This is a genomic window from Lysobacter firmicutimachus, from assembly GCF_037027445.1.
In the GTDB taxonomy this organism is placed as follows: domain Bacteria; phylum Pseudomonadota; class Gammaproteobacteria; order Xanthomonadales; family Xanthomonadaceae; genus Lysobacter; species Lysobacter firmicutimachus.
Map to the genome: position 1 here is coordinate 4,720,001 of NZ_JBANDL010000002.1, position 24,357 is coordinate 4,744,357.

Sequence of the window (24,357 nt, forward strand, 5' to 3'; positions counted from 1 at the left end):
CACTCGCCACCCAAGGAGCAAGCTCCTCTGTGCTGCCGTTCGACTTGCATGTGTTAGGCCTGCCGCCAGCGTTCACTCTGAGCCAGGATCAAACTCTTCACTTAAATTTTTCGATTCCACCTTGCGGCTTCATCAAAGCTTTGAGTGCAGACTTCGTTCCAGGCCAATTACTCGATCGCTGCATTTGCATGCTGCTATTGAATTGATTTGGACTCTGTTACGAACGTCTGCAAGATGGACAACCATCCACTCGCCAGACGCCCGCACAAGTCACCTGCGCACACTGTCAAAGATCTCGGGAACCGGCCTCAGCGCCTTGTTCCGTCCTCGCCACCGAAGTGCCCGAGGGAGCCGCACACTATACAGCAGTTTTCGTGAACGTCAACACCTGTTCGCGAACTTCTTGCTGCTTCCCGTTTCGTCCGAACCCTTCGTTTTCCGAAGCGTCCGTCTCACCGGGCCGCGCATCTTACAGCATCGTTTCGTTTCGTCAACCACCCGCCGAAACCGCCTGCCGTACCGCGCTCCGATCAACCATCCAACCGCCGATCGGGCCGCGCATCTTACAGCATCGTTTCAGTTCGTCAACACTCACCGAAACCGCTGTTTTTGCGCCTTCCCCGCACCCGGCGAACCGTCTGCGGGCCGCGCATCTTACAGCCTGTTTTCGATTCGTCAACACTCGTCGAAACCGCTGCTTTCCGCGCTTCCCACCGGCGATCTTCCTGCCAGCGGGCCGCGCATCTTACAGCCTGTTTCCGATCCGTCAACACGTATCGAAACCGCCGCCTTCCGCGCGCCCCGAAACAATCCAACTCGTCCCGGGGAGCCGCACATTATGCAGACATGAACAGGGCTTGGGAAGAGGTCGCGCGCCACTTCAGCGAAGTTTTTTCGAACCATCGAGTCACCCCGTACGAGCGACCGCTTTTTTGCCGCCCGCCGTCGGGGTCGGGCTACTGCTTGCTGACCTCACCCGCCAAGCGCGACAGGGGCGCTACTGGCAGGACGGCAGCGGATCGGTCCGCAAATTCACCGCCAGGCCCGGATGCCACATGAACGAAAAGGCCCGCGCAGTCGCGCGGGCCCATCGGGCGCTTGAATGGGCGCGCCCGGATCGGGCGTGCGGTCGCCTCAGGCGGCGATCAGGCGCACCCGGGCGAAATTGCGCTTGCCGACGGCCAGCACCCCCTCGAAGCCCGGGGCGAACAACTGCTGGGCGTCTTCGATCACGTTGCCGTCGATCCGCACCGCGCGCTCCTTGAGCTTGCGGTTGGCCTCGGAATTGCTCGGGGTCAGGCCGGCCGCGGTCAGCAGGGCGGCGATGCGCAGGCCCTCGGCGGGCACGCTGAGGTCGGTCAGCGGCAACAAGGCGGTGTCGCCCTCGCCGCGCACCGCGGCGTTCCAGCCGGCCACCGCCTGCTCGGCCGCGGCGGCGCCGTGGAACCGCGCCGCCAGCTCGCGCGCCAGGCGCAGCTTGAGGTCGCGCGGGTTGAGCTGGCCGGCCTCGATCTCGCCCTTCAGGCGCGCCGCCTCGGCGATGCCGATCTCGAAGCTGAGCAGGTCGATCCAGCGCCACATCAGCACGTCGTCGATCTTCATCGTCTTGGTGACGATATCGATCGCCGGCTCGTTGATGCCGATGTAGTTGCCCAGCGACTTGGACATCTTGTTGACGCCGTCCAGGCCTTCCAGCAGCGGCATGGTCAGCACGATCTGCGCCGGCTGGCCGTGGTGCTCCTGCAGGCCGCGGCCCATCAGCAGGTTGAATTTCTGGTCGGTGCCGCCGAGTTCGACGTCGCACTGCAGCGCCACCGAGTCGTAGCCCTGCACCAGCGGGTAGAGGAATTCGTGGATCGCGATGGGCTGCTGGGCGGCGTAGCGCTTGGCGAAGTCGTCGCGCTCGAGCATGCGCGCCACGGTGTGCTGGGCCGCCAGCTTGATCATGTCGGCCGCGCCCATCTGCCCGAACCACTCGGAATTGAAGCGGACCTCGGTGCGCTCCTTGTCCAGCACCTTGAACACCTGGTCGGCGTAGGTCTGGGCGTTGGCCAGCACGTCCTCGCGGGTCAGCGGCTTGCGGGTGACGTTCTTGCCGGTCGGGTCGCCGATCATTCCGGTGAAATCGCCGATCAGGAAGATCACCTGATGCCCCAGGTCCTGGAACTGGCGCATCTTGTTGAGCAGGACGGTATGGCCCAGGTGCAGGTCGGGCGCGGTCGGGTCGAAGCCGGCCTTGATGCGCAACGGGCGGCCCCCGGCCTTCATGGACGCGCCGAGCCGCGCCTCCAGCTCGTCGAGCTTGAGGATTTCGTCGGCGCCGCGGGCGATCAGGTCGAGGGCTTCTTGTACGGATGTGGACACGGGGGGACTCTGGGACTCGTCGGGTCGGCCGCGGCCGCGCTTTGCGCAATCGGTCACGGATTCAGGTTAATTGGGAGTTAAACGAAAACGGCCTCGTTCGATGCGAAAACCCCATTCAGCTCAAGGGTTTGACGCGTACAACTCGCGTGTCTATGGTAACGCCGCAACGCGGCCTTCACACCTCGAACGAGGGATCGATCCATGACAGTACCCGAGCAGGCTTCCAGTGTGGGCGCCGAACGACGCGAACGCCTGAAAGCCCTGCGCGAGGCCGCGCTTCGACGCCCCGTGCTGGCGCGTCATATTTCCGATGGTTTCAACGGCCGCTGGTCGGGCCGGCAGTGGGTGCAGGCCGGCCTGTTCGCGACCCTGGGCATGATGGTCGCGGCGATCGTGCCGGGCTTCAGCCAGCCCGCGCCGACCCTGCGCGCCCATGAGCCGCGCCAGTCGCTGGCGCTGGCTCTGCCGCCGCTGCCGCTGGCGCGGGTGCGCGGCCAGAACGGCGACAGTTGGCAGTTGGTCCGGGTCGGCCGCGGCCAGACCCTGGGCTCGGTGTTCGAGGATCTGGAGATCCCGGCCTCGACCCTGAGCAAGATCCTCGAACAGCCCGGCGCGAAAGACGCGCTGACGCGGATGAAACCCGGCACCGAACTCGCGTTCGACATGCCGGTCGACGGCAGCCTGCGCACCTTCCGCTACGACCGCGACGACAGCCACCGCATCGAGCTGAGCATCGCCGGCGACAAGATCACCCAGAAAGTCATCAACCGACCGACCGAGACCCGCACCGTGGTGCTCAGCGGCAAGGTCGGCAAGTCGCTGTTCCGCTCGGCGCGCAAGGTCGGCCTGACTCCGGCCAACATCAACACGCTGACCGACGAGATCTTCAAGTACGACATCGACTTCAACGAAGACGTCGGCGCCGACGACCGCTTCAGCGTGGTGGTCGAACAGACCTGGCGCGAAGGCGAGTTGCTCAAGACCGGCCCGGTGCTGGCGGCGACCTTCACCAGCGACGGCAAGCTGCACACCGGTTTCCGCTTCGAGCGCGGCGGCAAGGCCGAGTACTTCACCGGCGACGGCCGTCCGCTGAAGAAGAGCTTCATCCGCATGCCGATCCCCTACGCCCGCCTGACCTCGGGTTTCGGCTCGCGCCGTCACCCGGTGCTGGGCCGGATCCGCATGCACACCGGCGTCGACTACGCCGCCGGCACCGGCACTCCGATCATGGCCGCCGGCGACGCGCGGGTGCAGTTCGTCGGCTGGAAGGGCGGCTACGGCCGTGCGGTGATCCTCGATCACGGCCGCGGCTACACCACCCTGTACGGGCACATGTCCAACTTCGGCCGGGTCAAGCCGGGCCAGCGCATCGGCCAGGGCACGGTGATCGGCTACGTCGGCAGCTCCGGCCTGGCCACCGGCCCGCACCTACACTATGAATTCCGCATCAACGGCGTGCACCGCAATCCGCTGTCGATCACCATGCCGCCGCCGGAGCCGCTGAGCGGCATGGCGCTGGCGCAGTTCCGCACCCAGACCAGCGTCGCCCTGGCGCGCATTCGCCAGGTCGAGAACATCATCTACGCCGATGCGGGCTCGGCCCCGGCCGCGCCGGCCAAGACGGCGGCCAAGACGACGGCGAAGAAGAAGACCACGCGGGCCTGAGCGGCCGCCGCGGGTACGCAACGAGAGCCTCTTCGGAGGCTCTATTTTTTTGCGCCAGTTGTTAGCCTTCCACGATGGGACACAGGGAAGCCGCGCCGTGACTGAAACCTCTTCGACCCGCTCGGACGCCGGCGCGGGCCTGCCGCCCTCCGGCCTTTATCTTGGACTGATCTCCGGCACCAGCGCCGACGGGATCGATGCGGCGCTGGTGCGTTTCGCCGCCGGCACGCCGACCCGTTGCGAACTGGTGCTGGGCCGCACCTATGCCTGGGAAGCGCGGCTGCGCGAGCGCTTGGTCGAACTCGGCCAGGGCGGCGATGCGCGCGCGCTGGAAGAACTGGGCACGCTGGACGTGCAGGTCGCCGAAGCCTTCGCCGACGCCGCCACCGCGCTGATCGGCGAGGCCGGGATCGCCGCGGACGCAGTCGCCGCACTGGGCTCGCACGGCCAGACCGTGCGCCATCGCCCGGCCGGCGCCGGCTACGACGGTCGCCACCCCTTCACCTGGCAGATCGGCGACGGCGCGGTGATCGCCGAGCGCAGCGGCATGACCACGGTGGCCGACTTCCGCCGCCGCGACGTCGCCGCCGGCGGCCACGGCGCGCCGCTGATGCCGGCCTTCCACGCCGCCCTGCTGCACGACCCCGGCGAGGATCGGGCAGCGCTCAACCTCGGCGGCATCGCCAACTTCACCCTGCTGCCGGCGCGCGGCGAGGTGCGCGGCTTCGATACCGGGCCGGCCAACTGCCTGCTCGACGCCTGGGCGCTGCGCCACCTGGGCACGCCCTACGACGCCGACGGCCGCTTCGCCGCGTCCGGCGCGGTCGACGCCGGACTGCTCGCGCGCCTGCGCGGCGAGCCCTGGTTCGCCCTGCCGCCGCCGAAGAGCACCGGTCGCGAACAGTTCCACCTGACCTGGCTGGAGGCGCAGTTGCGCGGCGGCGAGGCGCCGCAGGACGTGCAGGCGACCTTGCTGGAACTCAGCGCGATCACCGTCGCCGATGCCCTGCGCGCGCACCAGCCGGCGACCCGACGGGTGCTGGCCTGCGGCGGCGGGGTGCGCAACGGCGCCTTGCTGGCGCGGATCGCGGCGCACCTGCCCGGGGTGACGGTGGAATCGACCGCGGCTTATGGCCTGGACCCGGACTTCGTCGAAGCGATGGGCTTCGCCTGGCTGGCGCGGCAGACCCTGGCCGGGCTGCCCGGCAACCTGCCCAGCGTCACCGGCGCGCGCGGGCTGCGCGTACTCGGCTGCGTGCACCCGGTGGCGTGAGCCGCTGCGGGGCGGCGGCGCAGGCCGGGCAGGCGGATTCGCCTGCCAGGACAGGACGAACGCCCTGGGCGCTGCGATGCCGAACGTTGCGGTGCGCGCGGCGCGGGCTTAGGCCGGATCGCGGTCGAGGCGGTACTCGTCCAGCAGGTCCAGGCCGCTCAGGTCCGGCCCGGCGGGCTTGGGCGCGACCGGCTCGGCGCGGCCGATCTTGGAGAAGCCCGGATCGCTGGGGATGCCCTCCAGCGCGGCGATAGCCTGCTGCAGCGCGATCGCGTCGGAATCGTCGAAGCGGCCGACCATCTCGGCCTCGACCGCGAACAGGCCGTTCTCGATCAGGTACAGCGCGGTACGCGGCAGGCTCCAGCCACGCGTTTCCGCGACCCGACGGATGCGGTCGGCCAAAACGCCGTCGAGGTTGTGCAGGATGATGTCGGTCACTGCCGGGAAAGGTGCCACCGCACACTGACGACCGCAACACAAAGTTGGCGGATTCGTGTTCAGGTACTCGACTGCCCCCGGCGCCGCGCCGATCCGGCACCGCCGTGCCGCCGTTTCGGCGAGACGGGAACGCCGTTCAGCCGCCCCGTCTTCAGCCGGCTGCCGCGGGCGGGCGGCGCAAGGCCAGCACGATGCACAGCACCAGCGCCGGCACGCCGATCAGCGCAGTGCCGACGAAGAACAGCGAATAGGCTTCCAGCAGGCTGCGGTCCAACGCCAGGTGCTCGACCGCCACCCCGGACAGCCCCTTGAGCAGCTTGCCGAGCAGGGCGTAGAACGAACTCAGCAGGGCGTACTGGGTGGCGGTGTAGCCGACGTTGGTCAGGCTCGACATGTAGCCGACCAGGGCCACGCCGGCGTAGCCGTTGCAGAAGTTGTCGATCACCATCGCCGCGGTGAACACGCCCGGGTCGTTGCCGTGGATGGCCAGGTAGGCGAAGGCCAGGTTCGAACCCGGGCCGAGCACCGCGCCGGCGAGCAGGGTCGGAATGAAGCCGAAGCGGACCGCGGTCAGGCCGGCGGCGGCGACCCCGGCGATGGTCGCGACCAGGCCGAACGAGCCGCGCACCGCGCCGACGGTTTCCTTGGCCACGCCGAGGTCGGCGTAGAACGGATTGGCCATCGGCCCGAACAGGAAGTCCGGCAGGCGATACAGGCTGATGGTCAGCAGCATCAGCAGCGCCCACTGGCCGTGCTGACGGAAGAAGGCCACGAACGGACCGACCAGGGCGTCGAACAGGCCCTGCAGCGTGAACAGCGCCGGATGCGGCACGGCCGCGGCCTGCAGCGACGCGGCCGGCTCGCGCGCGATCAGGGTCGCCAGCACGCCCACGCCCATCAGCGCCGCCATCGCGCCGTAGGACAGCGACCAGCCGGCCTGCGCGGCCAGGATCAGGATCAGCGAGTCGGTCACCAGCAGGGCGCCGCGGTAGCCCAGGGTCGAGGTCGAGGTCAGCAGGCCCTGCTGCTCGGGATTGGACGCGCTCTCGATGCGCCAGGCGTCGATGACGATGTCCTGGGTCGCCGAGGCGAAGGCCACCACCAGCGCCAGCGCGCCGAACACCAGCAACTGATTCAGCGCCACTCCGCCGAGCAGCAATTGGCCCTGGCGCGGCTCGACCAGGGCCATGCCGATCAGGGCGACGGCGGCGACCACTTGGGTCAACAGCATCCAGCCGCGACGGCGGCCCAGCCAGCGGCCGACCACGGGGGCGTCGAGTTTGTCGACCAACGGCGCCCACAGGAACTTCAGCGAATACGCCAGGCCGACCCAGGACAGGAAGCCGATCGTCGACAGCTCGATGCCGTTCTCGCGCATCCAGAAGCCGAGGGTGTTGCCGACCAGGTAGATCGGGATGCCCGAGCTGAACCCGAGCAACAGCATCACCAGCACCTTGGGCTCGCGCAGGTTGGCCAGCACCAGGCGCCAGCCCTTGCGCGCCGGCGCCGCCGCGCGCGCGCCCGCGGCGCCGGCCTCAGAGGTCATAGTCGACGACGAAGGGGGCATGGTCGGAGAAGCGCGGCTCCTTCAGGATCGAACAGCCGCGCAGCCGATCGCGCAGGCTCGGGGTGGCGAACTGGTAGTCGATCCGCCAACCCACGTCGTTGGCGCGCGCCGCGCCGCGGTTGCTCCACCAGGTGTAGTCCTGGCCCTCGGCCTTGAGCGCGCGGTAGGCGTCGACCCAGCCGCTGTCGTCGGCGCACACGCCGTTGAGCCAGTCGCGCTCGGGCGGCAGGCAGCCGGAGTTCTTCTGGTTGCTGGTCCAGTTCTTGATGTCCAGGCGGCTGCGCACGATGTTCCAGTCGCCGCACAGCACGTAGTCGCGGCCGCTGGCCAGCCATTGGTCGAGGATGGGCTTGAGCCATTCCATGACTTCGAACTTGAAGCCCTGGCGCAGCTCGCCGGACGAACCGGACGGAATGTAGAACGAGACCACGCTGAGGTTGCCGTAGCGCGCCTCGATGTAGCGGCCCTCGTCGTCGAACGGGGCCCAGCCCAGCGCGGTGCGGACCTCGTCCGGCTCGCGCTTGGAGTAGATCGCCACGCCGCTGTAGCCCTTCTTGGTGATCGCGTCGCGGAAGAAAGCGCGGTAGCCGTCGGGCAGGAAGGCCGGGCCGGCCAGCTGGTGCTCCTGGGCCTTGGTTTCCTGAACGCAGAGCACGTCGGCGTCCTGGGTCTTGAACCAATCGAAGAAGCCCTTGGTCGCAGCCGAGCGCAGACCGTTGGCGTTGAAGCTGATGATGCGCATGCGCGCTCCACGTCAGGGGTGCGGGGATCATAACAACGGGCACGGGTATCATGCCGGCCATGTCCTCGCCCCCGGCCTTTCCGACCGCCCCGCCGCCGGCGACCGCCGATGCGCCTGTGCGCGTCGTGGCGGTCGACGCCGCGCTGGCGCCGGCGGTGCGCGCATTGCAGGTCGCGCCCGAACAATGGCCCTTCGTCGGCGACGCGAGCGCCAACCTCGATCAGGCCTGGGCCGATCCGGCCAGCGAGGCGATGGCGATCCTTGCCGGCGAGCGGGTGGTCGGTTTCTACCGCCTGGATTTCGCGACGGCCGCGATCGCCGGCCGCGCCTTCGCCGAACCCAGCGTCGGTCTGCGCTCCTACGTCATCGACCGCGATGCGCAAGGCCGCGGCTACGGCCGCGCGGCCATCGCCGCCTGCCGCGACGACGTGCGCCGACGCCATCCGCAGCGGCGCCTGCTGGCCCTGACCGTCAACGTCCGCAATGCCGCCGCCATCGCCGTCTACCGCAAGGCCGGCTTCGCCGACACCGGCGAGCTCTACCACGGCGGCAGCGCCGGGCCGCAGCACCTGATGCTGCTGCGCCTGCAGCCGGCTGCCGATTCCTCTTCCCCCGATCCCGTTCGCGACGCCCCATGACCGACCACCGCTCCCGTTTCCTGCAACTGGCCCTCCAGGCCGAGGCCCTGCGCTTCGGCGAATTCACCCTGAAGTCCGGCCGGGTCAGCCCGTACTTCTTCAACGCCGGCCGCTTCGACTCCGGCGCCCGCCTGGCCGGCCTGGCGGCGTGCTACGCCGACGCGATCGAGCAGCACGGCCTGCCGTTCGACCTGCTGTTCGGCCCGGCCTACAAGGGGATTCCGCTGGCGACCGCGCTCGGCTGCGAATACGCGCGCCGCGGCCGCGACCTGCCGTTGGCGTTCAATCGCAAGGAGGCCAAGACCCACGGCGAGGGCGGCACCCTGATCGGCGCGCCGCTGGCCGGGCGCCGGGCGCTGATCGTCGACGACGTGATCACCGCCGGCACCGCGATCCGCGAGGCCCTGGGCCTGATCGGCGCGGCCGGCGGCGAAGTCGCCGGGATAGTCATCGCCCTGGACCGGCAAGAAGCCGTGGACCCGGCACAATCCCGACGCTCGGCGGCAGAAACTGTCGCAATCGAACACGGCTTGCCCGTGATCTCGATCGCCGGTCTCGACGACCTGCTGGCCTTCACCGGCGAAAGCGCGGAATTCTCCACGCAGCGCGAACGCTTGCTGGCCTACCGTGCCGCCTACGGCCGCGGCGACGCGGCCTGAACGATCTTCCGCGGCGACCGGCGCGCCGGCGCCGCGGGATCGAACCGTGACCGCTGCCGCAACCGGCGCGCATGCCATGGCCCGACTCTTGCTTGGTTTTGCTCGAATGACCGCGGGTTCCGACGGTACGAGGGCGCTATGAACCGAATCCCATCCCTGACCGCGGCTGCCGTGCTGCTGGCGCTGGCCTTGCCGTTCGCCGCCGGCGCCCAAGAGCAGACCGCGAAGAAGAAGCTGTACTGCTGGAACGAGGGCGGCCGCAAAGTCTGCGGCGACGCCCTGCCGGCCACGGCGGTGGACAGCGCGCGCACCGAGATCAGCTCGCGCAGCGGTCTGCCGGTGGGCCAGGTCGGGCGCGCCCTGACCCCGGAAGAGCGCATCGCCGCCGATCAGGCCGCGCGCGCGGCGCGCAGCGCGGCGATGGCGGAAGAGGCGAAGAAGCGCCGCGACCACGCCATGGCCGAGTCGTATTCGACCGAGGAAGAGCTGCGCAATTCCTTCCAGGAGCGGATCATCCTGCTCGACGAGACGGTCAAGGCCTCACGGCTCGGCATCGAGGGCCGTCGCCAGACCCTGCTGAGCCTGCTGCGCAAGGCCGGCGAAGCCGAGCTCGGCAACAAGCCAGTCGACAAGTCGCTGGCCGACAACATCCGCCACCAGCACGACGAGCTGCTGCGCCAGCAGGATCTGCTCAAGCAGCAATTGGTCGAACGCAGCCTGGCCGACGAAGACCTGGCCACCGCCCTGCTGCGCTACCAGTCGATGCGCAAGCGTCCCGGCCAAGGCTGAGCCGAGCGGCCGGCGGCCGGACGGTTTCGTCGCCGGCGCCGTCGTCCCAACGAAAACGCCGCGGCCAGGCCGCGGCGTTTTGCTGGGTTCCTCGCCGGCGGCGCCAGTGGCGCCGCCTTAGGCACGACGCTCAGAACGGCAAGGCCAAATCCGGCTTGAGCGCCAGCAACTGCTCGCGGAACGCGTCCTGGATCCGCTTCAACGCCTCGACGTTGTCGGCGTCGAAACGCATGACCAGGATCGGGGTGGTGTTGGACGCGCGCACCAGGCCCCAACCGTCGCTGAAGTCGACCCGCAGGCCGTCGATGGTGGACAGCCGCGCCCCGTCGAAGCTGGCCTCGTTGCGGAAGCGCTCGACGAAGCTGTGCGGGTCGCCGTTGGGTGCATCGACCTTGATCTCCGGGGTCGAGATGCCGTTGGGCAGGGCGTTGAGGGTCTCGCTCGGGCTCTGCGGCTGCGCGGCGAGGATCTCGAGCAGACGCGCGGCGGCGTAGATGCCGTCGTCGAAGCCGTACCAGCGTTCCTTGAAGAAGAAGTGGCCGCTCATTTCGCCGGCCAGCTCCGCATCGGTCTCGCGCATCTTGGCCTTGATCAGCGAGTGCCCGGTCTTCCACATCAGCGGGCTGCCGCCGTGGCGCAGGACATGGCCGGGCAAGCGGCCGGTGCACTTGACGTCGTAGATGATCATCGCGCCGGGGTTGCGTTCCAGCACGTCGGCCGCGAACAGCATCAGCAGGCGGTCCGGGAAGATGTTCTGGCCGTCGCGGGTGACCACGCCCAGACGGTCGCCGTCGCCGTCGAAGGCGATGCCGAAGTCGGCATTGAGGCGGCCGACCATCTTGATCAGGTCGTTGAGGTTGTGCGGCTCGCTCGGATCGGGGTGGTGGTTGGGGAACTCGCCGTCGATCTCGCAGTACAGCGGCGTGACCTCGGCGCCGATCGCCTCCAGCACGCGCGGGCCGACATCGCCGGCCACGCCGTTGCCGGCGTCGACCACGACCTTGAGCGGGCGGTCGATCTGGATGTCCGAGGCGATGCGCTGGACGTAATCCTCGGAAATGTCGCGATGGCTCAGCTGGCCCGGCTCCTGCGCGGTGTGCAGGCGGCCGCCGACGATGCGGCGGTAGAGGTCGGTGACGGCGTCGCCGGACAGGGTCTCGCCGCCGACCACGATCTTGAAGCCGTTGTAGTCCGGCGGATTGTGGCTGCCGGTGACCGAAACGCAGGAGCCGGCGCGCAGGTGATAGGCGCCGAAGTACACCACCGGCGTCGGCGCCATGCCGATGTCGACGACGTTGCGCCCGGCCTTGCGCAGGCCGGCGATCAGGCCTTCGACCATCGTCGGGCCGGACAGGCGGCCGTCGCGGCCGACCACGATCTCGCTGAGCCCCTGCTCCTGCATCACCGTGCCGATGGCGTGGCCGATCTTCTCGGCGACGCCCGCATCGAGGCTGCGTCCGACCACGCCGCGGATGTCGTAGGCGCGGAAGATGCCCGGATCGACGGCCAAGGGACCGGATGCGGCGGCTTGCGAGGATGGGGTCATGTCGTGAGCGTCCGGCTGGGGAGAGGCCGATATGGTCTCAGCCAGCGTCTGAACCGGACCTTCGTCCACCGCCGGCGGCGGCGCGTTGAAGCGTTGACGCAGGCGCGCCAGCACGAACCCGAGCACGGCGAAAATCACCGCGGCGATGAAGCAGGGAATCGCGCCCAGGCCGAACGGCCCGCCGGCCACGTCGGGCACCGCCGCCGCCACGCGCAGGTCGCTGCCGGGGATCTTGGCGGCGAGCGCTTCGGCGCCGTTGCCGAGCGCGGTGTCGCCGCGCTCGATCACGCTGAATCCGCCCTGGCGCAGGGCCAGGTAACTGCTGCCGTCGACCGGCGCGTTCTCCAGCGCGGCGCTGATGCGCTGCAAAGGCAGCTGCAGATACGCCACGCCGACCAACTGCTCGCCGACCCGGGCCGGCGCGGCCAGGGCCAGCACGGGCTTGCCGCCGGCGCGCACGATCGAGGCCATCGGCTTGTCGGCGACCATCGCCGCTTCCATCGCCGCCAGCCGGCCGTAGCCGCCCTTCGGCAACTGGGCGTAATCGGGGGCCAGATCCTGAGCCAACACCTCGCCCTCGCTGGCCCCGGCCCAGCCGCGGGTCAGCTGCGCCGAGGCGGCGGCGAAATCGCCGGCCTGCAGCGCGGCCTGCATGTCCGCCGCGGCCAGGCGCTCGCGCAAGCGCTTGTGCTCGACTCCGAGCGCGTTGTGCGCCTCGCCCACCGCCTGGTCGCGCAACTGGCTGATGTCGGCGCGGCGCTGGGTGTCGACATGCTGCTGCACGCCGCTCCAGCCCAACCACAGCGCCAGCACCAGGCTGACCGCCGCCAACGGCACCAACGCCGGCTTGAGCTGCGCGGCGCTGATCTGCGGTTTTTCCATCTTCAGATCGACCATTCCAAGATCCTTTCCCCTGTCTGTGCTACGCGCACGACCCGTTCAGTGTGCACCGGAGGCGGCGACCGATTCCGTCGACTACGCCTCGCGCCGAGCTAGCAGGCCGCGCGCCCCGCACATTCCTAGCAGGTTGCGTGCCATCGCCCCCCCCGGCGCCGGCCCGCCTTGCGCTCAACGCACGCCGGTATGGCCGAAGCCGCCGGCGCCGCGCTCGCTGCTTTCGAACTCCTCCACCACCTGCAGGCTGGCGCGCACGATCGGCAGCACCACCAGCTGGGCGATACGGTCCCCCGGCTGCATCGTAAAAGCCTCGCGGCCGCGATTCCACACACTGATCAGCAGCGGCCCCTGGTAATCGGCGTCGATCAGGCCGGTGCCGTTGCCGAGCACGATGCCGTGCTTATGGCCCAGCCCGGAGCGCGGCAGGATCACCGCGCACAGGCCAGGGTCGCCGAGGTGGATCGCCAGGCCCGAGGGCACCAGGGCGGTGTCGCCGGGATGCAGGACCAGCGATTGGTCCAGCGCAGCGCGCAGGTCCAGGCCGGCGCTGGCCGCGGTGGCATAGCTCGGCAGCGGCCATTCGCCGCCGTGGCGCGGGTCGAGGATCTTGATTTCCAGGGTGTGGTGCATCGAAAGCGTTCCGCTGAGAGAAAAGAGTCGGTCCGGCCCGCGCTGCGGCGCCGGCCCCGGGCCGCACGGGCGGCGGAAAGCGGGCTGACGCGGCGTCAGGCCGGCCAGCGTTCCAGGATCAGGTCGAGCAGGCGGTCGGCCAGCTCGGTCTTCGGCGCCGGCCCCAGCGCGCGTTCGCCATCGATCCAGTACACGGTCAGGGCGTTATCGTCGCTTTCGAAGCCGCTGCCGGCGACGCCGACGCGGTTGGCGGCGATCAGGTCGACGCGCTTCTTCTCCAGCTTGCCGCGGGCGTAGAACTCGACGTCGTGGGTCTCGGCGGCGAAACCGACCACCAGGGTCGGCCGCTGCGCGTGCACGGCGACCTCGGCCAGGATGTCCGGAGTACGCACCAGCGCCAGGGTCAGCTGCTCTTCCTTCTTCTTGATCTTGCCCGGGGCGACCTCGGCCGGCGCGTAGTCGGCGACCGCCGCCGCGCCGATGTAGGCGTCGGCCGGCAGCGCGCCGATCACGGCCTCGCGCATCTGCCGCGCCGAACGCACGTCGATGCGCTCCACGGCGGCCGGGGTCGGCAGCGACACCGGGCCGGCGATCAGGGTCACCCGGGCGCCGCGGCGCGCGGCGGCCTCGGCGATGGCGAAACCCATCTTGCCGCTGCTGCGGTTGCCGATGAAGCGGACCGGGTCGATGTCCTCGAAGGTCGGCCCGGCGCTGACCACCAGCCGGCGACCGGCCAGGTCGCGCAGGTCGCGTTCGCCGCCGCTCATGCGCCGGCTCCGGCCAGCGCAGCGACCAGCTCGTGCGGTTCCAGCAAGCGGCCCGGCCCCGATTCGGGTTCGGCCATGCGGCCTTCGCCGGGGCCGAAGAAGCGGACTCCGCGGCTGCGCAAGGTGGCGATGTTGGCCTGGGTGGCCGGGTGCCCCCACATCCGATGATTCATGGCCGGCGCGATGGTCACCGGCGCCTCGGACGCCAGGCACAGGGTGCTGATCAGGTCGTCGGCGAAGCCGTGGGCGAGCTTGGCGATCATGTCGGCGGTGGCCGGCGCGATCAGGATCCGCTGCGCCCAGCGCGCCAGTTCGATATGGCCCATCGCCAGCTCCGCCGCCTCGTCCCACAGCGAGGTGCGCACCGGATGGCCGGACAGGGCCTGGAAGGTCGCGGTGCCGACGAAACGGGTCGCGTTCTCGGTCATCGCCACGCGCACCTGAGCGCCGGCATCCTGCAGGCGGCGCACCAGGTCGGCGGCCTTGTAGGCGGCGATGCCGCCGCAGACGCAGAGCAGGATGCGCTGGTCGTGCAGCGTGGGTTGGGAATCTGGCGCCATGTTCGGCAGGGGCTCTTCGATACGGTTCGGACAACGGACACTGAGCGGGGGAACGTGATGCGGTCGCGACGGCACTCGCGTCGGCCGATCCCTACCCCGCTCCGGGCACCTAGCTTACCCGATGCGCCGGATCCGCCCGATGGCCGCCCCGGCCGGCGCCGCGGAGGCTGTGCGCATGAGAATCCACGAATGGCCCAGCGCGGAACGGCCGCGCGAAAAACTCCTGGCCCGCGGCGCCGGCGCGCTGTCCGACGCCGAGCTGCTGGCGATTTTCCTCGGCTCGGGCCTGCGCGGCCAGGACGCGGTCGGCACCGCCCGCAGCCTGCTCAGCCGCCACGGCCCGCTGCGCGCCTTGCTCGAACAGCCGCCGGCCCAGCTGATGCGCATGCGCGGAATCGGCGCCGCCCGCGCCTGCGCGCTCAAGGCCGCGCTGGAGCTGGCCTCGCGCAGCCTGCACGCCGAGCTCGAACGCGGCGCGGCCCTGTCCGACCCCGGCTCGGCCGGGTTGTATTTCGCCCAGCGCCTGCGCGGCCTGCAGCACGAAGTGTTCGCGGCCATGTTCCTGGACGCGCGGCACCGGGTGATCGGCTTCGAGGAGCTGTTCCAGGGCACGGTCGACGGCGCCGAGGTGCATCCGCGCGAGGTGGTGCGGCGCGCGCTGCAACGCAACGCCGCGGCGGTCATCGTAGGTCACAACCACCCCAGCGGCAATGCCGAGCCCAGCCAGGCCGACCGCCAGGTCACCGCCCGGCTGCGCCATGCCCTGTCCCTGGTCGACGTGCGCCTGCTGGATCACTTCGTGGTCGGCGACGGTCGGCCGGTGTCGATGGCCGAGCGCGGCTGGATGTAAGGCGACGAACGAATGCAGGGCCGTAGCGGGCGGGTCGCCGGGGGCATGGCGGAAGGAACGACGGACGGGGCGAGCGCCGACGCCAACGGGAGACGAGCGGGCAAAGGCGAGGGTGCGGGTACGCTCCGGGTCGGGCACCGCATTCTCGGCATGACCGGCAGCGCAGCGATCGCGGGCCGGCGTCGGAAGAGCCGGTCTTCACTCATTCCTCACCCCTGTGTCCTCACTTCTATCGCCGTCGCCGCCGCCCCGGGCAGCGGCGGAAGCTAGTAAAATGCCCGGTTCCGTAACGCCCGCGAACACGCCCATTCCCGTGAAAGCCACCCTTCAAGCGCTCGTCGCGCAGGCCATTGACGCCCTGCGCTCCGCCGGCACCCTGCCGGCCGATCTGCCTGCGCCCGATTTCGTCATCGAGCGTCCCAAGACCCGCGCCCAGGGCGACTTCTCGACCAACGCCGCGATGCTGCTGGCCAAGCCGGCGCGCGCCAATCCGCGCGAGATCGCGCAGAAGCTGGTCGATGCGCTGCCGGCCAACGCCGACATCGCCCGGGTCGAGATCGCCGGGCCGGGCTTCATCAATTTCCATGTCGACGAATCCGCCTGGCGCCGCCAGCTCGGCGAAGTGTTCGCCGACGGCGCCGGCTACGGCCGCAACGCCAGCGGCGGCGGCCGCCGCGCCGGGGTCGAGTTCGTCTCCGCCAATCCGACCGGTCCGCTGCACGTCGGCCACGGTCGCGCCGGCGTGATCGGCGACTGCATCGCCCGCGTGCTCGCCGCCAACGGCTGGGACGTGGCGCGCGAGTTCTACTACAACGACGCCGGCGTGCAGATCAACAACCTGGCGATCTCCACTCAGCTGCGCGCGCGCGGCCTCAAGCCCGGCGACGAAGGCTGGCCGGAAGCGGCCTACAACGGCGACTACATCGCCGACGTCGCCCGCGCCTATCTGGACCGCGCCACGGTCGAATTTGAGAACCACGCCGTCACCGGCAAGGGCGACATCGACGACCTCGACGCGATCCGCCAGTTCGCCGTGGCCTACCTGCGCCGCGAACAGAACGAGGACCTGGCCGCGTTCGGCGTCGGCTTCGACGTCTACTTCCTGGAAAGCTCGCTGTACGAGCAGAACAAGGTCGAGGAGACCGTGCGCGAGCTGGTCGCGCACGGCCACACCTACGAGGAAGGCGGCGCGCTTTGGCTGCGCAGCACCGACTTCGGCGACGACAAAGACCGGGTGATGCGCAAGTCCGACGGCACCTACACCTACTTCGTGCCGGACGTCGCCTACCACCTGAGCAAATGGCAGCGCGGCTACGAGCGCGCGATCACCGAACTGGGCTCGGACCACCACGGCAGCCTGGCGCGCGTGCGCGCGGGCCTGCAGGCGCTCGACCAGGGCATTCCGCCGGGCTGGCCCGAGTACGTGCTGCACCAGATGGTCACGGTGATGCGCGGCGGCGAAGAAGTGAAATTGTCCAAGCGCGCCGGTAGCTACCTGACCCTGCGCGATCTGATCGACGAAGCCGGCCGCGACGCGGTGCGCTGGTTCCTGATCGCGCGCAAGCCCGATTCGCAGCTGACTTTCGACATCGACCTGGCGCGTTCGCAATCGCTCGACAACCCGGTCTACTACGTCCAGGTCTCGCATGCGCGCATGTGCGGCCTGATGCGTCAGTTGGCCGAACGCGGCCTCAGCTACGATCAGGCCGACGGCCTGGCCCAGCCGCTGGACCTGAACGACGCCGCCGCGCACGAGCTGGTGGTCACCCTGTTGCGCTACCGCGACGTGGTCGCGGCCGCCGGACGCGACCTGGAACCGCACCAGATCGCCGCTTATCTGTTGGAATTGGCGCAGACCTTCCAGACGTATTACAACGATCACCAGTTCCTGGTCGACGACGCCCATCAACGCCATGCGCGCCTGGTCCTGGCGATGGCGACCAAGCAAGTCCTGGCGAACGGTCTCGAGCTATTGGGGGTCCAGGCCCCGGAGGTGATGTAAGTGGCTGCACGTCGCGGAAAGTCCCAGGCCAAGCGCAACCATCAGAGCAACGAGAGCCTGCCCGGCTGGGCCTGGGGCGTGCTCGGGCTGTTGCTGGGCGTGGTCTTGATCCTGGTCGCGCCGAAGTTCCTCAAGTCCGAAGGCGACGGTTTCTTCCGTCCGCAGCCCAACCCCGACGCCCAGCCGGCGGCGGTGGCGGCCGACGAGGAATCCGTCGCGCCCGAAGGCGATACGCCTGCGCGCGCGGCCGCCGGCGAGCGCGCGCAGGCCGCCAAGGCCGAGCCGAAGGCCGCCGAGGCCAAGGACACCGACTACGATTTCTACACCCTGCTGCCGGGCAAGGAAGTCGAGATGAGCGATGCCGAACTCGCTGCGACCGAGGCCGCCGAGGAGCAGCGCCGCGCCGCGCAGCAGCGCCGCGCCAACCAGGCCGCCGCCACCCAGATCGCGGCGAACGGCTCGTCCGGCCAGACCGCGCCGGCGGCGACACCGGCCCGGCCGTTGCCGGCGCCGGTCGCGTCCAATCCGCAGCCCGCCGCGCAACCGGCGCAGAACGCGCCGGCCACGGCCAGCCTGCCCAAGCCGGTCGACACCATCGCTCCGCCGCCGGCACGGCCGAACGCCGCCGCCCAGATCGCGGCGTCCGCTCCCGTCGGCGCGACGCCCAAGCCGCCGAGCGTCTCGGCTAGCCAGGGCGCGGCGGCCAAACCGGACGCCGCGGCGGCCGCGATCGACGACAAGACCCGCTACCTGCTGCAGGCCGGCGCCTTCCAGGCGTCCGGCCAGGCCGAGGAGATGAAGGCCAAGATCGCCATGCTCGGTCTCGGCGCCCGGGTCGAGTCAGCGCAGATCGGCGGCAAGACCGTCTACCGCGTGCGCATGGGGCCCTACGGCACCGCCGGCGACCTGGCCGAGGCCAAGCGCAAGCTCGCCGACGGCGGGCTGCCGGGGATGGCGATCAAGGTGCAGTAAGCGCCGCCGCAGCGCGAACGACGTACAGGCCGGGCCTAGCGCCGGCCTTTGTTTTTTCGTCGACCGCACGCGGACGACATCGGCCGTCCGGGCAGCGCCCGGCGCCGCCGAGGTGACGCCGCACGTCGGCGCAGTGACGCCTTCCGGCAGTGCGCGCCGTCACAGCGCGACGTCGGTCACCCTGATCGTCACTTCCGGCCTATTAGACTTCGCCGGCTAGTCGTCGTTGGGGAAGTAATGAACAAGCGCGTATTGAACGGCTGCCTCGGTGCGGCAGGCCTGTTGTTGCTGTTCGCGATGGTCACCAAGCTGTCCGGCCTGGACGCCCGGCAGATGATCGAAACCGGTGCCGGCGCGATTCCGTTGCTCGATATCGCCGCGGCCCTGGTGGCGATGGGGGTCGGCGGCGCGATCGCGCGCCATGCGCAATTCCGCTGGATCGCCCTGTTGCTGATGGTCGCGATGTGGACCCTGACCCTGTTCGCGGTGGTATCGATGGCCCTGCCCGACAGCCCGCCGCCCATGCGCAGCATGTTCGGCGCCCTGCGCTACAACGCGATCGCGATCGTGCTGACCGTGGTGGCCGCGTTCGTCGGCGCGGTGCTCGGCGAACGCCTCGGCCGCGGCCGGTTCGGCGCGCCGGCGCATTGAACCGGTCGCTGCGGCGCGCGCGCGCCGCAGCCTTCGCCCGGATGCGGCTCAGCCTCGCTTGAGCGCGATCAGCGCGGAGGTATCGGCTTCGCCGTAGCCGCGCTCGATCAGTTCGGCGTAGTCGGCCAGCGCCTGCTCGATGGTGTTGGTGCGCACGCCGCTGTCGCGGGCCATGCCGTGGACGATGCGCAGGTCCTTGAGCATGTGCAGGCACTTGAAGCCCGGCGCGAATTCGCTGCGCAGCATGGTCTCGCCGCGCTTTTCCAGGAACCAGTTGCCGGCCGCGCCGGCCATCAGCGTCGGCAGCAGCCGTTCCGCGTCCAGGCCCAGCTTTTCGCCGAGGGCCAGGCCTTCGCACACCGCTTCGTTGATCCCGGCCACCAGCACCTGGTTGACCGCCTTGGTCGCCTGGCCCGCGCCGGTCTCGCCCATGTGGGTGATGCGTGCGGCATAGGCGCCGATCACCTCGCGCACGCGCTCGAGCTGGGCGGCGTCGCCGCCGACCATGATCGACAGCTTGCCGTTGCGCGCGCCCTCGGCGCCGCCGGACACCGGCGCGTCGAGGAAGCCGATGTCGTGCACCGCCAGCAGCGCCGCCGCACGGCGCGCGGTTTCCACCGACACGGTCGAGTGATCGACCACGATCGCGCCGGGCTTGAGCACCTCGGCCAGCGCAGTCACGTTCTCCAACACGTCGGCGTCGAGCGACACGCACAGGATCACCACGTCGCAGTCGGCGAAGTTGGCCGCGGAGCGGGCCGCGCGCACCTCCAGCTCGGCCGCCAAAGCGTCGGCCCTGGCCTGCGTCCGATTGCCGACCGCGGTCAGCATGCCCTTGCCGTGAACGTGCCGCGCCATCGGCGCGCCCATCGCTCCCAGACCGATCACCCCTGCTTTCATTTCGACCTTCTGCCCGTGCGGGCGCTTATGTTGCAAAAACTGAATGGAGCATCGACCGCGAAACCGGACCGGACACGGCCGGCGCGCACGCCGATCTTTTCATGGACGGCGGCGGCGCGCCCAGGTCCGCGGACCGCAGCCGTGCGGATACGTGAACGCTTCAGCGCCGATTCGGTGAAACCGGTCCGACGCCGCTCAGGCCGCCTGCCACTCGAACACGTCGATCCGCGACGAGCCGGTCAGGTGCAGCGGATCGCCGAACGCCAGCACCCGCGCCTCGTCGATGTCGCTGGCGCGCAGCACGTAGGCCCCGCCGCTCTTGTCGGAAAAACCGCCGGCCAGCTCCAGCCGGCCCCGATCGCGCAGGCCGTCGAGGAAATCGCGGTGCGGACCGATCTGCGCCGTGTCGAACTGCGGCAGGCGCATGGCCATGACCAGATAGCGGTTCATCGTGTCGTCCTCAGGCCAGCGGCGCGTCGTCGAGATAGGTATAGCCGGTCAGCCCCGCCTCCAGCGCCTGGTCCAGGCGCTGCGCCTCGTCGGCCGGCAGGTTCGCCGCCGCGACCTTGGCGCGGTAGGTCGCGCGCAGGTCGGCCAGCTTGTAGCCGACGTAGTCGAGCATGACGTCGGTGGTGTCGCCGCGGCGCTGCTGCGCCAGCCGGTAACCGTCGCCGTCGACGCGCACTTCGACCGCGTCGGTGTCGCCGAACAGGTTATGGATGTCGCCGAGAATTTCCTGGTACGCGCCGACCAGGAAGAAGCCGAGCCGGTAGCTCTGGCCCGGATTGAGCGTGTGCAGCGGCAGCGAGCTGTCCAGGCCCTCGGTTTCGACGTAAGTGTCGATCTTGCCGTCGGAGTCGCAGGTCAGGTCGGCGATCACGCCGCGCCGCGACGGCGCCTCGTCGAGGCGCTCGATCGGCGCGATCGGGAACACCTGGTCGATCGCCCACACGTCCGGCATCGACTCGAACACGCTGAAATTGACGAAGTACTTGTCGACCAGGCGCTCGTTGAGCTCGTCGAGCAGGTCGCGATGGCTGCGCTCGCCCACGTCCAGGCGCGCGCGCACCGCATGGGCGATGGCGTAGAACAGGTCGTCGATGCGCGCGCGATGGGTCAGGTCGATCTGGCCCAGCGCGTACAAAGACAGGCCCTCGCCGTGATGATGTTGGGCCTCGTGGAAGAGTTCCACCGCCGGGCGCTGGTCGAGTTCGTCGTGGATCTCGCGCAGATGGCGGATCACCGCCGGCTCGTCCTCGTGCGCCGGCGGTACCCGGCCTTCCGGCGCCTCCTCGATCTCCGAGACGTTGGCGACCAGCACGGCGTGATGCGCGGTCATCGCGCGGCCGCATTCGGTGACCAGGCGCGGCGGCGCCAGGCCGTATTCCTGGCAGGCTTCGGCCAGCGGCTGGACGATGTTGGAGGCGTACTGGTTGACGCCGTAGTTGATCGAGCAATAGCTGCGCGAGCGGGTGCCTTCGTAGTCGATGCCCAAGCCGCCGCCGACGTCCATGTAGCGCACCTTGGCGCCGAGCTTGGACAGTTCGACGAAGTAGCGGGTCGCCTCGCGCATGCCGTTGGCGATGTCGCGCACGTTGGAGATCTGCGAGCCCATGTGGAAGTGCAGCAGGCCCAGGCAGTCCTGCAGGCCGTTGTCGCGCAACTGCTTCCACAGATCCAGCACCTGGCGCGGGCTGAGGCCGAACTTGGCCTTGTCGCCGCCGCTGTTCTGCCATTTGCCGGCGCCCAGCGAAGCCAGGCGCATGCGCACGCCGAGGCCGGGCTTGACGCCCAGGGCCTTGGCCTCCTCGAACACCAGCGCCAGCTCCGACGGCTTTTCGACCACGATGAAGGTCTCCATGCCCAGCTTGCGCCCGATCAGGGCCAGGCGGATGTACTCGCGGTCCTTGTAGCCGTTGCAGACGATCAGCCCGCCCGGCCGGCTCAAGGCCAGCACCGCCATCAGTTCGGGCTTGCTGCCCGCTTCCAGGCCGAAGCCGTCGCCGGCGTGCGAGGCCAGCGTGCCGGCCACGCCGTGATGCTGGTTGACCTTGATCGGGTACACCGCGGTGTAGCCGCCGGCGTAGTCCCAGTCCTGCATGGCCTGGGCGAACGCGGCCTGCAGCTTGCCCAGGCGGTCGCCGAGGATGTCGGGGAAACGCACCAGCACCGGCAGCTTGGCGCCGGCGGCGCGCGCCGCATCGACCACCTCGGGCAGGACCACGGTCGGGCCGCGCTCGCCGCGCGGCTTGACCACGATGCGGCCGGCGCCGTCGATGTCGAAATAGCCCTCGGACCAATGCGGAATCGAATAGGTCTTGCGGGCCTGATCGAGCGACCAGTCGGACATCGGCGTGCTACCAGCGTGCGGGGAGGAGCGGGCATTCTAGCGTCGTCCGCCCCCCGGGTCCCGCCCGGCGGGGGCGTCCGCGCTCAGCCGCGGACGTAGTCGGGCCCGCCCAACGCCTGGATCCGCTTGGCCACGGCCCGTTCGGCGCCGGCGTCCAGGACGATGCACGAGCCCGGCAGCTCGATCGCGTCGACCACCTTCTGCAGCGCGCCCGACTGGCTCCAGCGCCAGCCGCGGGTTTTCACCAGCACCACGTAATGCGGCACGCCGCTGTCGTCGCCCGGGATCGCCTTGCGCGCGATCCAGGCACGGGCGACGTTGCCGGCGCGTTGCAGCCCGGTCACGGCCACGGCAAGCGCCTGCGGCGCCAGCGCATGCGGCAGGAACTCGTCCTTGGCGCCGATCTGCTCGCGCGCCTGCAAAGCCAGCGCGCGTTGGCGCTGCAAGGCTTCGATCCGACGCCACACGGCCTGGTGGCCGGCTCGGTCGCCGATCTCGCGGTAATGGCGCTCCAGCACCGACAGGCCGGACTCGAGCAGGCGCGGGTCCAGGGCGATGGCGCGCTCGACATGGTCGACGCCGGCGACGTCGTTGCGCGCCAGCAGCCAGGCGCCGTAGCGGCCATGGCTGAGCGCGTGCTCCGGCAGGGCCTGCAGCGCGGCGCGATAGAGCGGGCCGACATCGCTGTCCGGCCGCAACTGCTCGACCAGCGAAGCGTACTCGGCACGCTCCTCGCCGCTCAGCGCGTCCGCGCGCGCGTCTAGCTCGCTCAGCCGGGCCTGATCGTCGGCATGCCGCAGGTGGCTTTCGCGCCACTGCGGCCCGGCCTGTTCCTGCCATTCCCGGCTGAACTGCCGCTCCAGCGCGTCGGCCAGCGGGCCGAGCAGGACCTGCGCCGCATCGGCCGCCGGCGCCGCAGGCGGCGCGGGCGTCTGCGCCAGGGCCTGCAGACGCTGGCTCAGGGTCGGATGGGTGTCGTCCAGGTCCGGCGCCCGTCCCAGCAATTCCTGCAGCCGCGCCGGCGCCTGCGGGTCCGGCTGGGCCAGGTCGGCCGCCATGTCGCGGAACAACAGCGCCGGCGGCTCGGGCTGGGCCGGCACGCGGCCCTGCACGGCCGGCCAGAAGTCGCGCTCCAGGCGCGCGTCGCTCAAGCCCAGCCGCTGCAGAGCCTGCGCCAGCGGCGCCGCGCCGACCACCCGCGCGGCGGTGGCGTCGGCATCGTATTCCTGTGCCCGGGCCAGCACGAAGCTGTAGGCGTCGAAGTAGGGCGCGTACCAGCCGAAGAAGCGCACGAACGCCGCGGTCGTCCAGGAGCGCCGCTCGGCCAGGCCGTGCAGCACCCGGTACCAGCCGGCGCGCACGCGGTAGATCCAGCCGGAAAACCGGCTGTGGCCGCCGCCGAAATGACCGAACTCGTGCGCGATCACCGCCGCGAGCTGGTCGCGGTCGAGCAGTCGCATCAGCGGCAGGCCGAGCACCAGATAGTGCTCGTGGCCGAGCAGGCCGAGCGCGCGCGGCACGCTGGCCGCACCGGCGTTGAGCGAGGAATCGAGCAGGATCGCGCGCAACGGCGGCGCTCCGGCCTCGCGGCGCAGGCGCTCGATTTCGGCTTCCAGGGCCGGTGCCTCGCCCGGCTGCAGCGCGTGGCCGGCCGGCGGCTCGAACTTCACCCACAGCGCCTTGAGCATGAAGCCGCCGAAGGCGACCGGAATCCACACCACCTTGATCAGCTTGAGCAGCAGCAAGGGACTGATCGCGACCAGCGCGGCCACCAGCCCGACCGACAGGCCCAGCGCCAGCAGCACGCTGCCGCCCAACACCGCAAAGCCCAGTGCGGCCAGCAGGCCGAGCTTGAACTTGTACGTCCCCGGCGCCCGCTGCGCCTGCGCTTCCAGCCGGTCCACCAACTGCCGGTACCGCTCCATGGTCGCCATCCCGGCGCTCCCCCTTTCCCTGAATGCGGTCATCATAGACCGCGCCCGCCGCCGCAGGCGCCTGCATTACAGTCCCTTACAATATCGCCCCCTCGCCTTCCCGCCGCGCCACCGTCATCGGCGCGGCTTACCCTGGAAGCGCGTCCCGTCACCGGAATCCATC

General features: G+C 70.0%; 19 protein-coding genes, 1 rRNA gene and 1 pseudogene (1 of these 21 running past the window's edge). 9 read left to right on the plus strand and 12 right to left on the minus strand.

From position 1 onward, the window contains the following. Both V2J18_RS20445 and tyrS read right to left on the minus strand, forming a co-directional pair. Positions 1–104, minus strand: a 16S ribosomal RNA gene (locus tag V2J18_RS20445); it reaches 1,441 nt to the left of the window's first position. A gap of 1,030 nt (positions 105–1,134) precedes the next feature. After that, positions 1,135–2,364: a tyrosine--tRNA ligase gene (gene tyrS, locus V2J18_RS20450; RefSeq protein WP_336132725.1), complete on the minus strand. Its 1,230-nt coding sequence runs from the start codon at positions 2,362–2,364 to the stop codon at positions 1,135–1,137. Positions 2,365–2,565: 201 nt separating this feature from the next. On the opposite strand from tyrS, the gene V2J18_RS20455 reads away from it, so the two are divergent. Both V2J18_RS20455 and V2J18_RS20460 read left to right on the plus strand, forming a co-directional pair. Continuing rightward, complete coding sequence (locus V2J18_RS20455; protein WP_336132726.1) at positions 2,566–4,029, plus strand: peptidoglycan DD-metalloendopeptidase family protein; 1,464 nt, start codon at positions 2,566–2,568, stop codon at positions 4,027–4,029. Positions 4,030–4,126: 97 nt separating this feature from the next. Next, positions 4,127–5,302 (plus strand): anhydro-N-acetylmuramic acid kinase, encoded by a 1,176-nt coding sequence (locus V2J18_RS20460; protein ID WP_336132727.1) that lies wholly within the window; start codon positions 4,127–4,129, stop codon positions 5,300–5,302. Positions 5,303–5,410: 108 nt separating this feature from the next. Here the strand turns inward: V2J18_RS20460 and V2J18_RS20465 are convergent, their stop codons facing one another. From V2J18_RS20465 to V2J18_RS20475, 3 genes are all read right to left on the minus strand, one after another. After that, positions 5,411–5,740, minus strand: coding sequence for a hypothetical protein (locus tag V2J18_RS20465; RefSeq protein ID WP_336132728.1), 330 nt, complete (start codon positions 5,738–5,740; stop codon positions 5,411–5,413). A gap of 151 nt (positions 5,741–5,891) precedes the next feature. Continuing rightward, positions 5,892–7,286 (minus strand): AmpG family muropeptide MFS transporter, encoded by a 1,395-nt coding sequence (locus V2J18_RS20470; RefSeq protein ID WP_336132729.1) that lies wholly within the window; start codon positions 7,284–7,286, stop codon positions 5,892–5,894. Then, complete coding sequence (locus V2J18_RS20475) at positions 7,276–8,049, minus strand: exodeoxyribonuclease III (protein WP_336132730.1); 774 nt, start codon at positions 8,047–8,049, stop codon at positions 7,276–7,278. The genes V2J18_RS20470 and V2J18_RS20475 overlap by 11 nt, the downstream gene beginning before the upstream one ends. Positions 8,050–8,108: 59 nt before the next feature. Between V2J18_RS20475 and V2J18_RS20480 the strand changes: the two genes are divergently transcribed. The 3 genes from V2J18_RS20480 (at position 8,109) to V2J18_RS20490 (ending at position 10,135) form a co-directional block, all read left to right on the plus strand. Beyond that, a complete protein-coding gene (locus V2J18_RS20480; RefSeq protein WP_336132732.1) occupies positions 8,109–8,687 on the plus strand; it encodes a GNAT family N-acetyltransferase in 579 nt (192 codons plus the stop codon). Continuing rightward, a complete protein-coding gene (pyrE, locus tag V2J18_RS20485; RefSeq protein WP_336132734.1) occupies positions 8,684–9,346 on the plus strand; it encodes an orotate phosphoribosyltransferase in 663 nt (220 codons plus the stop codon). The genes V2J18_RS20480 and pyrE overlap by 4 nt, the downstream gene beginning before the upstream one ends. A gap of 138 nt (positions 9,347–9,484) precedes the next feature. Then, a complete protein-coding gene (locus V2J18_RS20490; RefSeq protein ID WP_064746204.1) occupies positions 9,485–10,135 on the plus strand; it encodes a hypothetical protein in 651 nt (216 codons plus the stop codon). A gap of 130 nt (positions 10,136–10,265) precedes the next feature. Here V2J18_RS20490 and V2J18_RS20495 read toward each other — a convergent pair whose 3' ends face one another. From V2J18_RS20495 to coaBC, 3 genes and pseudogenes are all read right to left on the minus strand, one after another. Next, positions 10,266–12,578 (minus strand): phosphomannomutase/phosphoglucomutase, encoded by a 2,313-nt coding sequence (locus tag V2J18_RS20495; protein WP_079247981.1) that lies wholly within the window; start codon positions 12,576–12,578, stop codon positions 10,266–10,268. Positions 12,579–12,749: 171 nt separating this feature from the next. Then, complete coding sequence (dut, locus tag V2J18_RS20500; RefSeq protein ID WP_064746203.1) at positions 12,750–13,208, minus strand: dUTP diphosphatase; 459 nt, start codon at positions 13,206–13,208, stop codon at positions 12,750–12,752. Between the two features lie 95 nt (positions 13,209–13,303). Continuing rightward, positions 13,304–14,535, minus strand: a pseudogene (gene coaBC, locus V2J18_RS20505) (bifunctional phosphopantothenoylcysteine decarboxylase/phosphopantothenate--cysteine ligase CoaBC). A gap of 175 nt (positions 14,536–14,710) precedes the next feature. On the opposite strand from coaBC, the gene radC reads away from it, so the two are divergent. The 4 genes from radC (at position 14,711) to V2J18_RS20525 (ending at position 19,010) form a co-directional block, all read left to right on the plus strand. Continuing rightward, complete coding sequence (gene radC / locus V2J18_RS20510; protein ID WP_064746217.1) at positions 14,711–15,385, plus strand: RadC family protein; 675 nt, start codon at positions 14,711–14,713, stop codon at positions 15,383–15,385. 313 nt (positions 15,386–15,698) lie between these two features. Further along, entirely contained in the window at positions 15,699–17,387 is a 1,689-nt protein-coding gene (argS, locus tag V2J18_RS20515; protein ID WP_064746202.1) for an arginine--tRNA ligase, read from the plus strand. Continuing rightward, positions 17,388–18,359 (plus strand): SPOR domain-containing protein, encoded by a 972-nt coding sequence (locus tag V2J18_RS20520; RefSeq protein WP_336132736.1) that lies wholly within the window; start codon positions 17,388–17,390, stop codon positions 18,357–18,359. It abuts the gene before it with no gap. A gap of 237 nt (positions 18,360–18,596) precedes the next feature. Then, on the plus strand, positions 18,597–19,010 hold the full coding sequence (locus tag V2J18_RS20525) for a hypothetical protein (RefSeq protein WP_064746200.1): 414 nt from the start codon (positions 18,597–18,599) through the stop codon (positions 19,008–19,010). A gap of 48 nt (positions 19,011–19,058) precedes the next feature. Here the strand turns inward: V2J18_RS20525 and V2J18_RS20530 are convergent, their stop codons facing one another. The 4 genes from V2J18_RS20530 to V2J18_RS20545 all read right to left on the minus strand — a co-directional run bounded on the left by V2J18_RS20530 (position 19,059) and on the right by V2J18_RS20545 (position 24,185). Then, positions 19,059–19,910: an NAD(P)-dependent oxidoreductase gene (locus V2J18_RS20530; RefSeq protein ID WP_064746199.1), complete on the minus strand. Its 852-nt coding sequence runs from the start codon at positions 19,908–19,910 to the stop codon at positions 19,059–19,061. Positions 19,911–20,105: 195 nt separating this feature from the next. Beyond that, positions 20,106–20,360, minus strand: a complete 255-nt coding sequence (locus V2J18_RS20535; RefSeq protein WP_064746198.1) for a YciI family protein — start codon at positions 20,358–20,360, stop codon at positions 20,106–20,108. Positions 20,361–20,370: 10 nt separating this feature from the next. Continuing rightward, complete coding sequence (gene speA, locus V2J18_RS20540; RefSeq protein WP_064746197.1) at positions 20,371–22,260, minus strand: arginine decarboxylase; 1,890 nt, start codon at positions 22,258–22,260, stop codon at positions 20,371–20,373. 83 nt (positions 22,261–22,343) lie between these two features. After that, complete coding sequence (locus V2J18_RS20545) at positions 22,344–24,185, minus strand: M48 family metalloprotease (protein ID WP_336132738.1); 1,842 nt, start codon at positions 24,183–24,185, stop codon at positions 22,344–22,346. Positions 24,186–24,357 lie beyond the last annotated feature (172 nt).